13 protein-coding genes are annotated in these 14427 nt (G+C 52.0%); 6 read left to right on the top strand and 7 right to left on the bottom strand.

The features are described 5' to 3' along the window. Position 1: 1 nt before the first annotated feature. The 4 genes from waaA to F3J38_RS23370 form a co-directional block, all read right to left on the bottom strand. Positions 2-1276: a lipid IV(A) 3-deoxy-D-manno-octulosonic acid transferase gene (gene waaA / locus F3J38_RS23385; protein ID WP_167142681.1), complete on the bottom strand. Its 1275-nt coding sequence runs from the start codon at positions 1274-1276 to the stop codon at positions 2-4. 85 nt (positions 1277-1361) lie between these two features. After that, positions 1362-2495, bottom strand: a complete 1134-nt coding sequence (locus tag F3J38_RS23380; RefSeq protein WP_167142678.1) for a glycosyltransferase family 4 protein — start codon at positions 2493-2495, stop codon at positions 1362-1364. After that, a complete protein-coding gene (gene rfaQ / locus F3J38_RS23375) occupies positions 2488-3564 on the bottom strand; it encodes a putative lipopolysaccharide heptosyltransferase III (protein ID WP_167142674.1) in 1077 nt (358 codons plus the stop codon). Before rfaQ ends, F3J38_RS23380 begins: the two co-directional genes overlap by 8 nt. Positions 3565-3637: 73 nt before the next feature. After that, on the bottom strand, positions 3638-4627 hold the full coding sequence (locus F3J38_RS23370) for a glycosyltransferase (protein WP_167142671.1): 990 nt from the start codon (positions 4625-4627) through the stop codon (positions 3638-3640). Between the two features lie 181 nt (positions 4628-4808). Between F3J38_RS23370 and F3J38_RS23365 the strand changes: the two genes are divergently transcribed. Further along, a complete protein-coding gene (locus F3J38_RS23365) occupies positions 4809-5840 on the top strand; it encodes a glycosyltransferase family 9 protein (protein WP_167142668.1) in 1032 nt (343 codons plus the stop codon). Here the strand turns inward: F3J38_RS23365 and F3J38_RS23360 are convergent. Continuing rightward, the gene (locus F3J38_RS23360; RefSeq protein WP_167142665.1) at positions 5815-6786 is read right to left on the bottom strand and encodes a polysaccharide deacetylase family protein; all 972 of its coding nucleotides are present in this window, start codon (positions 6784-6786) and stop codon (positions 5815-5817) included. The two genes, F3J38_RS23365 and F3J38_RS23360, sit on opposite strands and share 26 nt — an antisense overlap. Before the next feature lie 184 nt (positions 6787-6970). Here F3J38_RS23360 and F3J38_RS23355 point away from each other — a divergent pair, with 184 nt between their 5' ends. Then, positions 6971-8050: a glycosyltransferase gene (locus F3J38_RS23355; RefSeq protein ID WP_167142797.1), complete on the top strand. Its 1080-nt coding sequence runs from the start codon at positions 6971-6973 to the stop codon at positions 8048-8050. Between the two features lie 33 nt (positions 8051-8083). Here the strand turns inward: F3J38_RS23355 and tdh are convergent, their stop codons facing one another. Continuing rightward, on the bottom strand, positions 8084-9112 hold the full coding sequence (gene tdh / locus F3J38_RS23350) for an L-threonine 3-dehydrogenase (protein ID WP_167142663.1): 1029 nt from the start codon (positions 9110-9112) through the stop codon (positions 8084-8086). Next, the gene (locus F3J38_RS23345) at positions 9109-10317 is read right to left on the bottom strand and encodes a glycine C-acetyltransferase (RefSeq protein ID WP_167142660.1); all 1209 of its coding nucleotides are present in this window, start codon (positions 10315-10317) and stop codon (positions 9109-9111) included. Before F3J38_RS23345 ends, tdh begins: the two co-directional genes overlap by 4 nt. A gap of 231 nt (positions 10318-10548) precedes the next feature. Between F3J38_RS23345 and rfaD the strand changes: the two genes are divergently transcribed. Genes rfaD through F3J38_RS23325 form a run of 4 tightly spaced genes read left to right on the top strand, consistent with a single transcriptional unit; the run spans position 10549 to position 14413 of the window. Next, complete coding sequence (rfaD, locus tag F3J38_RS23340; RefSeq protein WP_167142657.1) at positions 10549-11481, top strand: ADP-glyceromanno-heptose 6-epimerase; 933 nt, start codon at positions 10549-10551, stop codon at positions 11479-11481. Positions 11482-11498: 17 nt separating this feature from the next. Next, complete coding sequence (rfaF, locus tag F3J38_RS23335) at positions 11499-12542, top strand: ADP-heptose--LPS heptosyltransferase RfaF (protein WP_167142654.1); 1044 nt, start codon at positions 11499-11501, stop codon at positions 12540-12542. A 2-nt stretch (positions 12543-12544) separates the two neighbouring features. Then, positions 12545-13507 (top strand): lipopolysaccharide heptosyltransferase RfaC, encoded by a 963-nt coding sequence (gene rfaC, locus F3J38_RS23330; protein ID WP_167142651.1) that lies wholly within the window; start codon positions 12545-12547, stop codon positions 13505-13507. Continuing rightward, positions 13508-14413 (top strand): WaaZ-like lipopolysaccharide core biosynthesis protein, encoded by a 906-nt coding sequence (locus tag F3J38_RS23325; RefSeq protein WP_167142648.1) that lies wholly within the window; start codon positions 13508-13510, stop codon positions 14411-14413. The last annotated feature ends 14 nt before the right edge of the window (positions 14414-14427 follow it).

The raw sequence follows: 14427 nt of genomic DNA, 5'->3' as shown, positions 1-14427 counted from the left end.
GTTAGTGAGCCCGCGGCGGTAAATGAGGTTCGAGTAACTGTAGCAGACGCTGCAAGGCGCCTTGGTTTTGATGCAGAACTTCCACCGCATGGCGGCCATAGTAACGGCGGTAATCGTCATCTTTCAGTAGATTGGCGACTTCTTTTTCCAGCGAAACCACATCAGTGACGGTGATTAACCCTTCTGCCTGCTGCAATTTGGCGCAAATATCTTTGAAGTTCCAGATGTGCGGCCCCATCAACACGGGAATCGCATGTGCTGCGGGTTCGAGCGGGTTGTGACCACCGCGTTCGACCAGGCTACCACCGACAAAGGCAATATCAGCAATGCCGTACAACATCATTAACTCGCCCATGGTATCGCCGATCACCACTTGCGTGGCACTGGACGGAATTTCGCCGCTGCTGCGCAGCGTAAAGCTGAAGCCGCGCTTTTGCGCCAGATCGCAGGCATCTTTGAAACGCTCAGGATGGCGGGGCACCAAAATCAACAGCAGGTCTGGGAACTGATTCAGAAGACGGCGATGTGCATCCAGTATGATGGCTTCTTCACCTTCATGAGTGCTGGTCGCGATCCACACCTGGCGGCGCGATGCCCACTGGCGGCGCAGCGTCACGGCTTTTGCCGCGAGCTCAGGCGTTACAGAAATATCAAATTTGAGACTGCCGGTGACGGCTAAGTGCGAGCGCTTAAGACCCAGGCTCAGGAAGCGTTCGGCATCCTCATTGTTCTGCGCCGCAATCAGCGTGATACGTTGCAGCAAATCGCGCATGAAGCCGCCAAGCTTTTTATAGCCTTTGGCTGAACGCTCTGACAGACGGGCGTTAGCAATCACCAGCGGAATCTGTCGCTGGTGCAGAATACGGATGATGTTTGGCCACAGTTCGGTTTCCATGATGATCACCAGACGCGGATTGACGGTGTCGAGAAAACGATTGATTGAGCCAGGCAAGTCGTAAGGCAGATAGACATGATGCACGTCTTTGCCAAATGCCGATTGGGCGCGTTCGGAGCCGGTTGGCGTCATGGTCGTGACGGTAATCGGCAGCGTAGGATAGCGATGACGCAGTGCGCGCACCAAGGGGACGGCGGCTAGCGTTTCGCCAACAGACACGGAATGCAGAACAATGCCATGCGGTTGAACTTTGCCCACGCAATAGCCGTAGCGCTCAGCCCAGCGTTTACGATAGGCCGGTGCTTTTCGACCGCGCAGCCACAGGCGCAGCCAGATCAGTGGCTGAATCAGATAGAGCAGGGCTGTGTATAGAGTTGTCATCGTTATCGGTACGACAGGTTCGCGTCAAAAAACACATGAAAGGCGGCATGTTATCAGAAATTGGCCGCCTGCTCCTACCACTTCGTCAGCTGCTCTTCAACACTTGCTGATAAAGTGATGTCAGTGCTTGGGCCAATCGCTGTGGGCCAAAAGGTTCAATTCTGCGACGCGCGGCTTCGCCCATGGCGGAATTCTGTAAAAGTGCGGGTGTAGCGTTAATCGCTTCATTTAATGCCTTGATATCCAAAGCATCACAAACGAAGCCTTCTTGACCAGCCGTAATGAATTCTGCGCCACCACAACCCGTGCTGGTGATCACTGCCAATCCGCAGGCCATCGCCTCCAGCACCACATTCGGAAAAGGATCATAGAGCGTCGGCAACAGCAGCGCGTCTGCTGCGTGATAGTAAGGTTGTACGTCCTGTTGAACGCCAACAAAGCGTAAGCGATCGGCACAATTCAGCGTTTTTGCTAACTGCTGATAGCGCGTGGCTTGCTTATCCTGGCCAACGACAATCAGGTAACGGTCACTGCTGGCAAGAGCTTCAATCGCTGCTTTTAACCCTTTACGCTCAAAGCCAGACCCCACATAAATCATCACTGTGGCGTTCTGGGGCAAGGATAATTGCTGGCGCATAGCGTGGCGCTGCGCTTCGGTAGCGGGCTGAAAACGTTGACTGTCGATGGCGTTGTGAATGACATGAATCTTGCTGGCATTTAACGTGAAATGACGCAAAATATCCTGTTTTACCATTTCTGAATTACAAATTACTGCTTTCAGTGACGATGCATTAAACATCTCTGCTTCTGCTTGTAGCACGTAGCGATGATAAGGACTCAGCGTGGCGCTGAGGCGTTGCCAAGGCGATACAATACGAGCACGTTGTTCCAGCCAGACACGGTGGACCCCATCCCCAGCGCGAAAGATGTCGCAACCTGCAATGCGCTCATGACTCTGCACGATATCGAATTGCTCGCGCTCCCAGCACTGGCGGGCGGCGTGGGCGAATCCGCGTTCACGTGATACGCGACCAAACTTGGTTGGATTGCAGATATGCAGGTGCCAGGCGGGATTGGGTGTGCCCTGCCAGCTACGCGTAATGATGTTGAGATCAAGCTGATCGCTGTCGAGTGCTTCCAGCGCCCGCGAGATAAAGCGCTCTGCACCGCCATCTGGGCGATATTTCTGCCGGACGATCGCCAGGCGTAACTTAGTCATGTAGAAAGCTCCTTGCAGCGGCAACCACGTCTTCAACCGGAATCGCGGAGAGATAGCGCTGCTCGGTTTTGGTATCGATATCGTCAGGTGAGGGCAGCGCTGCATAATCTCCGGCCCAAATCACCTGATTGTTATCGCCCCACGGACGCCAGTGATGCAGTTTGGTGGGCCCAAATAGCGCCAGACACGGGGTATTTAAGGCGGCGGCCATGTGCATCGGGGCCGAATCTACGCCGATGAACAGCTGTGCTACATCAATGAGCGCTGCCAGCTGCGGTAATGAAAGCTGCCCAGCGAGTGAAACCACCTTTTGGCTGTGGCACAGCGAGAGAATGTTGGCGATCATCGCTTGTTCTTGCCGATCGGGGGCGGCGGTGAGGACGATGGTGTGACCGTCAGCGGCGAGCGTATCAATCAGCTGCGCGACTTTCTCATCCTCCCAGCATTTAAATACCCAACGTGAAGTGGGCTGAATCACGATAAACGGCCCGCTAATCCGCTGTTGCGCCAATATATCCTGTACTTTTTGCTGGTCTGCTGCGCTGAAATGCATCGACGCTTTTGCGCCTTCTGCGCTAATGCCGAGCGGCTCGAGCGCGGCCATATTTTGCTCAACCGTGTGTAGCTGGTTGTAATTTTGGGTGGATATCAGGTGATTGTGGCACCAGCGCCAAAGCAGGTTGTCACGCTTCGCAAAGGCAAAACCAATACGCACGGGGGCCGCTGAAAAGCCGGTAATAATGGCGCTGCGCCACTGGTCAGCCAGATTAATCACCACATCATAATGGCAGGCGCGCACTGCAGAGAGCAGGGCCATTTCGTGACGAAACTTCTGCCATCCGCCCTCTTTTTTCCAGTTGCGATCGATGATGTGCAACTGACGGATGGCGGGATGAGCTTCCAGCATTGGCCGTGTCTCTTTATATAGCAGGACGTCAATGTTGGCCTGAGGATAGCGCTGACGTAACGCATTGATCGCGGGCGTGGTCAGCAGCATATCGCCGTGATGACGCAGCTTAATCAGCAGAATGTTTTGCGGTGCAAATTGGGCTGGAATCGGGCTTGCCATACTCAAATGATCTCAAAATTCAGTGAGCTGATTGTAGGGTAAACCCCTATGCGGCGAAAGCCAGCGCCGCCGCTTATTTCTTTCGCCAGCGATAAATCCGGCTCAGCCATAGTAGCAACTGATACCACTGCTTTGCACCGCGTGCATTGCGCAGCATGCGCTTGTGGGTTTGGGTAGCAAAGATATCTGCGATCATCGCCTGGCGTGCGCTCTCTTCAGGTTCGCGGCGGATGGTGTGGCAGACACTAAGTGCTTCACGAGTAATCTGATAGTGAAAGGCGGGGTAAATTTTAACGCTATCGCGATAGCGTGCATTGATCTCTTCCAGCATCTGCGCGATTTTCAGGTAGTGCCGTTGGTATTCCACATTGCGCTGACCGGTGCGTTTGCGGTTGCTGATCGACGCATCGTGCATGTAGTAGCGATAGAGCACTTGATCGGTATAGCGCACGCGCTGAACATTGAGCATAAACTCGGTCGTCCAGGGAATATCCTGATGGTGTAGACCTGGCTCGAAGGTGAGATGGAGCTGTTTAATCAGTTCAAGGCGGTAGATGCCGAGCCACACCACATGCATGTAACGGTGGGTTTGCAGTGCGGTGTTCAGCCAATCTGGGCCACTCAGCACCTCGGTGCTGGTTAAACGGTCTAGCGGAATGAGGGGTTTGGTGGTCTGGCTGGATTTGAAAAACCACTCGGCATTGCACTGCGCGGCGTCGAGATTATCGCGCTCAGCCATCTCAACCAGCGTCTGATACATCGCTGGGCTCATGGTGTCATCTGCATCCGGGAAAGTGACGTATTTACCTCGGGCGATAGCCAGACCGGCATTGCGGGCACGCGAAACACCCCCATTCACCTGATGGATGACGTGGACGTGAGGATGCTGCTGCGCGTAAGCGTCAGCACGTTCGCCGGATCCATCGGTAGAGCCATCATCGACGATGATAATTTCCAGTGACGTCAGCGTTTGTGCCAGCAGGGACTGCATAAACGTCTCAAGCATCGCACCGGCATTGTACATAGGTGAGATGATGGAGATTAAGGGAGCATTTAGCGACATTGTTCTGCGATGTTTTAATAATGATTCGTTTACGATTTTCTTACGTTAATTATTACTAAGGAATTCAGAACTTTTTGGACATTAATGGTCAAAAGTAGTTAGCTCGCTAGCATTTTTACGTTTTTAAGAATTGTTATAGCCGCAAAACTCGACGTATATCCTTATCTCTCTGGGCATCAGTATGAAAAACATCCTCGTTATCAGACGCGATAACATTGGCGATATGGTATGTACAACCCCGTTACTAGAGGGGCTGAAGCGGGCATTCCCCGAGGCGAAAATTACGCTGCTGGTGAATAAAATTGCTCAAGACGTGATAAGTCATAATCCGCATGTCGATTGCTTGTACGTGTACAAGAAAGCCAAGCACCGCGCAAAAAATGAGACAACATTGGGCGTTTACTGGCAGCGTGTGAAGATCATGCTGGCACTCCGTAAAACCCGATTTGATGCAACCATTTTGGCAAATCCCGTGCCCTGCAAATACAGTTTGCGTCTGGCGAAAATGGCCGGCGCGCATAATATCATCGGCGCCGCACAGCCCGATGCGCATCTTGATCACCCTTTCCAGAAGCAGGATTTCCAGGGTAAACATCAGGTAGAACATACCTACTCCTATCTCTCGGCGCTGACGGATGCATCCCCTGCGATACCTCAGGTCAATCTCTATCTGGCTGATGCAGAGCGTGAGGCAGCTAAAGCTCGTGTCGCGGCACTGTTTTCTGCACCGGGAAGAGTGTTTGGCGTGCACATCAGCAGTCGCAGCCCTAAACGCCGCTGGCCAGTGGCATCCTATGCGGCGTTTATCAATAAGCTGTTGGAAGATGAGCAAGCACAGGTGCTGGTATTCTGGTCACCACAAGGCACTCTGGATCCCCATGACAAGGGTGACGCCGCGCGTGCAGAAGAGTTGATGGAGCAGGTGAGTTCACCACGTGTGGCGCGTTACCCGACCGCATCGGTGCGCGAATTGATTGCCGGATTTGATCGCTGTGAGCAGATTTTGTGTAGTGATGGTGGGCAGATGCACTTAGCTGCAGGGTTACATAAAAAGCAGGTGGTGTTCTTCGGCGATACCAACGCCAGCATCTGGCATCCCTGGTCTGGCAAATATCAAATTATGCAGACCGATTCCGGTGAGTGTAGCGATATCACGCTGGAAACGGTCTGGCAGGCATGGCAGCAGCTCAGCGTTGAGCCTGTTGCTGTGTAAAGGTGTCATAATATTCCGCCAGGGTTTGCCCGACAAAGTTCGGTGCAAGCCAGGCGAACAACGCTTCAAGATCTTCGTAGAGTTGCTCGATGTCGCGCTCATTTTTAAAGGTTGGGCTGCCATCGGGCATAAACTCTGAGCTGTGTAGCATAAACTCGGTGTAGTTGTTCCCTTCAGCCAGAGACATTTCCACCACGCGCTTCATGTCTGCAAGGTTACCGCCAGATGGACGTAACCAGTACACAGCCGGGCTTTTTTGCTTACCGCGTAGGCGATACACACCCTGCTTAATCGTATTCATCAAAGAAGAATATTTGTATTGAATGCTCATGGGAATTTCGAGCAGCGATGAATGACCACTGCGTGAGATATCCTGCGGATCAATGAAGTAGGGATTGGCTGGAAAGTGAGTGTAGTTTGTCCCCCCTTTCCCCTGTGGCGCCCCGCGCGTGTAGGACCAGTTCACACGTGGCGTGACGGAACAATCGACCTGATAGCCCAGTTCGGTCAAGATCGCGGCGTAACGCTCATCAAATGCCCATCGGCCCGCTCGATGACTTAGCATTTTAGTTTGGAACTTTTCTTCCAGCAGATCCGTCATATAGGCGACTTTGTCACGCAGTACCGCATCAGGGTACTCAATCAGGAAAGGCTGCCAGCGCCAATCATCGTCTGTCAGCGGTGCTTCCGGGGGGCTATTCCAGGCATGGAGATGCATACCGATTTCGCCCTGCTTGCGGGCAATCACATCTTTGCCAAATTCAACAAAAGCGGGGTCGATTGCCATTTCATAGTTGGTCAACCAAGTGGGTTTAAAACCATAACGCTCGCATAGAGACTGAAAACGCGGCAGATAGCCGGTATTTTTGGTGGTGATCGAGCGATGATTACGCCAGAGATTATCGCCCTCGGTGTCTATGGTAATAAGGAACGCGTGCCGGGTCATATTCGCCGCCTGAAGCCAATAAAATCGCCATGTTACGCTGTGCCCTTCAGTGACGCAAAACTATTTGCCACGGCAGCAAACAGGCGAAAATTGTGGTTAAAATGCGGTAAAATTCTCTACATGTAACGGGTATTAATCCGCTTTTCAAACTGACAGGTAGGACATTTTGTCAAAACGCATACTCATGGTGATTGATGGTTTACCGGGCGGCGGCGCCGAGAAAGTGGTGCTGACTTTGGTGGCCGGTATGCTGGCGCAGGGGCATCGCGTCTCACTCTTTTCCTTACGCAAGGTCTGCGAGTATCCCCTACCACAAGGTGTGGATTATCAGGTGATTCAGGACAGCAATCGCAAGCCATGGCGCAAACTGACTGAACTCAGCCGACGTGCGCGTTTGCTGGATGCTGCGGTAAGGAAAGCGGAAAAAGAGGCGGGTGCGTTTGATCTGGCTGTTTCACACTTGCATAAAACCGACCGTATCGTACGTCGTTGCCGGGCACTCTCGCCTGAAAAAACGTGGTTCTGCCTGCACGGCGTATTTTCGGCTTCTTATCTGGGACACCGCACTGGGATGTCACGCTGGCTGAAGGCACGTAAGATTCAGCAAGTGTATCAGGGACGCAACGTCATTGGCGTATCGCCAGCGGTGTTGGAAGACCTTAAGTCGGCTTTTGCAGTGCAGCCTTCGCGTGAAGCTGTAATAGGTAATCCGTTCGATATCACTCACATCCGGCAACAAGCTGCCGAATTCGCCGAAGTACCCTCAACGGGATTTTTGGTTCATGTAGGGCGTTTCCACGAAACTAAACGGCATGACCGCCTGCTCAAGGCCTATGCATTAAGTCACATTCAACTGCCTTTGGTGTTATTAGGGCAAGGTTCACCACAGCGTAAAGCGTCGCTTGAAGCGCAAGCGCAGGAGTTAGGCATTGCTGACCGAGTGATTTTCCAAGGCTTCACCCTGAATCCATACGCATGGATTAGTCGAGCGGAAATGTTGATTGTCAGTTCGGACAGTGAAGGTTTTGGTAACGTACTGATTGAAGCAATATTGTGCGGTACGCCAGTGGTGAGTACCCTTTGTCCGGGCGGCCCAGAATGGTTGTTACAGGGTGAATTAGCGCGTGGCTTATCGGCGCTTAATCCTGAATCTCTGGCGGAGAAAATGCAGGATATTTATCAGCACCCACCGCGATTGCCAGAGGATGCCTTTGCAGAATTTGATACTGCGGCAATCTGTCAGCAGTACCTGGCATTGATATAGGAAATAGGGGGGAATTGCATTCCCCCACAGACATTAATCCCAGCTCAATACCACTTTTCCAGATCGTCCAGAACGCATCTCGTCAAATCCCTGCTGGAATTCATCAATGTGATAGCGATGCGTGATGATCGGTGTGAGATCAAGGCCTGATTGAATCAGTGCCGCCATCTTGTACCAGGTTTCAAACATCTCCCGGCCATAAATGCCTTTAATGAACAATCCTTTAAAGATCACTTGATTCCAGTCGATTGCCATTTCGCCCGGTGGAATACCCAGCAAGGCGATGCGGCCACCGTGGTTCATCACTTCCAGCAACGTTCGGAATGCGGGTGGTGCACCGGACATCTCCAGCCCCACATCGAAGCCTTCCGTCATGGCTAATTCGGCCATCACATCACGCAAATTCTCCTGCGCCACATTGACCGCGCGCGTCACACCCATTTGGCGCGCCAGCCCCAGCCGGTATTCGTTGATATCTGTAATCACCACATTGCGCGCGCCGACATGTTTGCATACGGCTGCAGCCATGATGCCAATCGGCCCTGCGCCAGAGATCAAGACATCTTCACCGACCAAATCGAAGGACAGCGCAGTATGCACGGCGTTACCGAAGGGATCGAAAATCGCGGCCAGTTCGTCGGAGATATTGTCAGGAATTTTGAAAGCGTTATAGGCCGGAATCACCAGATATTCGGCGAAACAACCCTGACGATTGACGCCCACCCCCACGGTGTTGCGACAGAGATGAGTACGTCCGGCGCGACAGTTTCGACAGTGGCCGCAAGTGATGTGGCCTTCACCTGATACGCGATCGCCCAATGAAAAACCTCTCACCTCTTCACCCATTCCCACCACTTCGCCCACATATTCATGGCCAGTGATCATTGGAACGGGGATGGTTTTGCGCGACCAGTCATCCCAGTTATAAATATGCACATCAGTGCCGCAGATTGCCGTTTTGCGGATTTTGATCAGTAGGTCGTTATGACCAGGTTCTGGGATGGGGGCATCCTTTACCATCCAGATCCCTTCTTCTGCTTTAAGCTTGGCAAGTGCCTTCATTTCTCTGCTCCTGCAATCACGCCCAGCTGTTGTCCAATACGCGTAAAGGCGGCAACGGCATGCTCGAGTTGTGCCTGCGTATGCCCAGCGGAGATCTGCGTGCGAATACGTGCTTGTCCCTGAGGTACAACGGGATAAAAGAAACCGGTGACATAAATACCTTCCTGTTGCAGCAAACTGGCAAACTGTTGTGCGACTTTCGCGTCACCCAACATCACAGGAATAATGGCGTGATCGGCCCCCGCCAGGGTGAAACCTGCAGCGGTCATTTTCTCACGGAAGAAGCGGGCGTTATCCCAGAGACGCTGGCGTAAGCCGTCTCCTTCACTCAGCAAATCCAGGACGCGTAGAGACGCGGCAACAATGGCGGGTGCCAATGAGTTGGAAAACAGGTAAGGACGTGACCGCTGACGTAGCCACTCGACAACCTCTTTTTTCGCTGCCACGTAACCGCCAGAAGCACCGCCTAATGCTTTGCCTAAAGTCCCGGTAAGGATATCGACGCGATCCATGACGCCACAATATTCGTGTGTCCCACGTCCAGCGGCCCCCACAAAGCCAACGGCATGGGAATCATCCACCATCACCAGCGCGCCAAATTCATCGGCTAAATCGCAAATGCCCTGAAGGTTAGCGATGACCCCATCCATTGAGAACACACCGTCAGTGGCGATCAGGATATGGCGAGCCCCTTTATCACGGGCTTCCTGTAGGCGGGCACGCAGCTCATGCATATCGTTATTGGCATAGCGATAACGCTGGGCTTTGCACAGGCGCACGCCGTCAATAATCGAAGCATGATTCAGGGCATCAGAAATGATGGCGTCTTCCGCACTCAGTAGCGTCTCAAACAAGCCACCGTTGGCGTCAAAGCAGGAGGAGAACAGAATGGCATCTTCCATTCCCAGAAATTCAGCCAACTTGTGTTCTAACTGCTGATGAATATCCTGGGTGCCGCAGATAAAGCGGACCGAGGCCATGCCAAAGCCGTGCGAATCCATGCCCTCTTTGGCTGCCTGAATGAGCGCAGGATGATTGGCTAAGCCAAGGTAGTTATTGGCACAGAAGTTAATCACGGGGGGACTATGCGCGACGTTGATTTCCGCCTGCTGAGCCGACGTAATAGTGCGTTCTTGTTTGAACAATCCGTCCTGACGCGTTGTCTCAAGCTGTTGACGGATTTGCGAATAAAACTGACTGGACATGATTCTGCTCCTCAGATAGCAAAATTTTGGCACATATTACTGATCAAAAAGCATCGTGCCGACATTTCCGCCAGACAAATCTCAGTTTTGCAGCATAGTTCACGCGATGATTGCAATTTGTGCAGCGGTTGCGGAGTCATCTGGCTGCCTGTCTCGGGCTGAAATGTTATGATGTAAGGCATTAGCGCGTGAAACCTCCTGTTTCACCCCAACTGTTTAAAGGCAAAGCATATGATTATCGTAACCGGTGGCGCTGGCATGATTGGCAGCAACATTGTTAAAGCGCTGAACGATCGCGGTCATACCGATATCCTGGTCGTGGATAATCTGAAAGATGGCACTAAATTCGTGAATCTCGCCGATCTGGATATCGCCGATTACATGGATAAAGAGGAATTCCTCTCTTACATCATGTCCGGTGAAGATCTGGGTCCGATTGAAGCGGTATTCCATGAAGGTGCCTGCTCAGCGACCACCGAGTGGGATGGCAAGTACATGATGGATAACAACTATCAGTACTCTAAAGATTTGCTGCATTTCTGTCTGGAACGCGAAATTCCCTTCCTTTATGCCTCTTCAGCAGCCACCTACGGCGGCCGCAACGAGAACTTTATTGAAGAACGCCAGTACGAAGAGCCGCTGAACGTCTACGGTTACTCCAAAATGCTGTTTGACCACTACGTGCGCCAGATCCTGCCAGAAGCAGATTCACCGGTGTGTGGTTTCCGTTACTTCAACGTTTATGGACCGCGTGAGGGCCACAAAGGCAGCATGGCGAGCGTAGCCTTCCACCTTAATACGCAAATCAGCGCGGGTGAAAATCCAAAACTGTTCGAAGGTAGCGACGATTTCCGACGTGACTTCATCCACGTTGATGATGTGGTTGCCGTCAATCTGTGGTGCTGGGAGAACGGGGTTTCCGGTATTTACAACTGCGGTACGGGTCGTGCCGAATCCTTCCAGGAAGTGGCGGATGCGGTGCTGAAGTTCCACCAGAAAGGCCAGATTGAGTACATTCCCTTCCCAGATAAGCTGAAAGGTCGCTATCAGGCCTTTACCCAGGCTGACCTGACGAATCTGCGTGCGGCTGGCTACGACAAGCCTTTCAAAACCGTCGCACAGGGTGTGGGTGAATACATGGCTTGGCTGAATCGTAACGCATAAGGAAACCGGCACCAGCGATGAAAATTCTGGTAATTGGCCCTTCTTGGGTCGGCGATATGATGATGTCGCAAAGTCTCTATCGCACGCTCAAGGCAGAGCACCCGGATGCTGTGATTGATGTGATGGCGCCGGCTTGGTGCCGGCCTTTATTGTCACGCATGCCCGAAGTGAACCAGGCATTGTCGATGCCGCTGGGACATGGTGCGCTGGCCTTAGGCGAGCGGCGTCGTTTGGGGAAATCCCTCAAATCCAGTGGTTACGACCGGGCTTACGTCCTGCCAAACTCCTTTAAATCGGCGCTGGTGCCTTTTTTTGCTGGGATAAAACGCCGCGTCGGTTGGCGTGGTGAGATGCGCTACGGCTTGCTGAATGATATCCGTGTGTTGGATAAGCCCGCATTTCCACTGATGGTGGAGCGTTATGTGGCACTCGGATACGATAAGCCCGTTTCTGCTGCACAACAGTTGCCTCAGCCGCTGTTATGGCCGCAGCTGCGCGTAGAAGAGGATGAGAAACGCATGACAGCCGCGCAATTTTCGCTGTCTGCCGACCGTCCTGTGATCGGCTTCTGCCCTGGCGCAGAATTTGGTCCGGCAAAGCGCTGGCCACACTACCATTATGCAGCCCTTGCTGAACAACTGATTGGCGAAGGTTATCAGGTGGTGTTGTTCGGTTCAGCGAAAGATCGCGAGACTGGCGACACCATTGTGCAAACCCTCTCTGATTCGGCGCGTGCTCACTGCAAGAATCTGGCGGGTGATACGCAATTAGAACAGGCGGTAATTTTGATTGCCCACTGTGCTGCGGTCGTCAGCAATGATTCAGGGTTAATGCATATTGCTGCCGCGTTGAATCGTCCATTAGTGGCTTTATATGGCCCAAGCAGCCCTGATTTTACGCCGCCATTATCCCACCATGCGCGTGTTATCCGCTTAATCACTGGCTATCACAAAGTGCGTAAAGGTGATGCTGAAGAAGGGTATCACCAAAGTTTAATTGATATTCAGCCTGCTCGAGTTCATCAAGAACTGAGCGCGCTGCTGCATCCGGTGCAGGAGTAGTCATGCACGTTTTAATCGTTAAAACTTCCTCTATGGGAGACGTGCTGCATACGTTACCGGCGCTCACTGATGCCATGCAGGCGATCCCTGACATCCGTTTTGACTGGGTGGTGGAAGAGAATTTTGCTCAGATCCCCAGCTGGCATCCCGCGGTAGACAAAGTGCTGCCAGTAGCGATTCGTCGCTGGCGCAAACATTGGTTTGGCAGCCAGCAGCGTGAAGAGCGTGTGTTGTTCAAGCGCGGCCTGCAATCGCGTGACTATGATGTGGTGGTCGATGCACAAGGGCTCATCAAAAGCGCAGCGCTGGTCACGCGATTAGCAAAGGGCGTAAAGCATGGGCAAGACAGCCGCAGTGCGCGCGAGCCGTTTGCCAGCTGGTGGTATGACAAACGCCATGAAATCAATAAACAGCAGCACGCCGTTGAACGCACGCGTGAACTGTTTGCGAAAAGCCTTGGCTATGAGAAACCCGCTACGCAAGGCGATTACGCGATTGCCAGCCATTTCCTTGCCACACTGCCAGAGGATGCCCACCAGTATTTGGTGTTCCTACACGCAACAACGCGCGATAACAAGCATTGGCCAGAGGCACACTGGCGCGAACTGATTGAATTAGTCCAACCCACGGGTTTGCGAATTAAATTACCGTGGGGTGCAGAGCATGAGCATCAAAGAGCACTAAGAATGGCTGAAGGATTTGACCATGTTGAAGTATTGCCAAAGCTGACATTAGAACAAGTTGCACAGCAACTCGCTGGTGCACGAGCCGTGGTCTCTGTGGACACGGGATTAAGTCATTTGACTGCCGCACTCGATCGTCCAAATATCACGTTATTTGGTCCAACCGATCCGGGATTGATTGGGGGTTATGGCAAGAATCAGCATGAGCTTCGGGGTGAAAATGGCACTATGCAGGCAATTTCTGCCGATAAGGTGATGGGAAAATTGCAGGAATTACTCTGAATGGTTTCTATCTTTAAGCAGCTTTATCGTTATTCCCACCCCCGAGTGATGCGGCACAATGAAAACTTTTGGCCGTACATAGCGATTCGCCGCGCCAGTGAAGACCAAATACAGAAATTAACTTACTGCGGAAAGAATGTTCCCCTCGTAAATCTCAATCAGCTACGTGCCAAGGCCAGTGGTGATATGACCATTCTGGCCACGGGGCCGTCTGTTAATACACTTGATTTACAGAAGCTATCGGGAACGACCTTTATCGGTGTCAATGGCGCCTATCATTTACGTAAAAATGTCAGATTTTCGTACTATGTTATCGTGGATCGTGGATTCGTTAAGCAGCGTGCTGACCTCGTAAAGGAAGTTCTGAGGGATGAAGCGTTGGTATTGTTTACAACCGTGCATTGCCTTAATGATATTCTCAAATACACAGCGTTAAAAGAGATAACGTGTCGGTTAGCGATTATTGAAGATCTGAGTTTTAAGGTCTTTCGTGGGAAGGTCATGCCACACGAATATGAACGAAACTACCGTGACAAAAAAGGCATTGTTTTATTTCCGACCGAACCGCGTGCGGGATTTTCTTGGGATATTCGGCAGGGTATTTTCGATGCAGGAACGGTGGCATACTGGGCGCTACAGATTGCAGCTTGGCTAGGGGCTAATCGTATTTTACTCGCCGGCGTCGATATGAATAATTTTGCTGCTCCAAGATTTTATGAAACTGAGGGGGATCAACTCCCCAGTTTTCTCTCATCAAATTTTGAACAGGTTATCAAACCGGCTTTTCTCCACGCGAGTAAAGAGTTAGAGCGCGCCAAGATTAAAACTTATAATCTTTGTCTAAACAGTGGTCTGGGCGAAGATGTGTTTGAAAAAATCACACCTGAGTTACTTTTTCCCCATTGACCCTTTGCCAGGCA

The organism is Candidatus Pantoea formicae (assembly GCF_011752625.1).
GTDB lineage: Bacteria > Pseudomonadota > Gammaproteobacteria > Enterobacterales > Enterobacteriaceae > Pantoea > Pantoea formicae.
The sequence above is the reverse complement of the archived record's forward strand: the minus strand, read 5'-3'. Positions and strand labels throughout refer to the sequence as shown.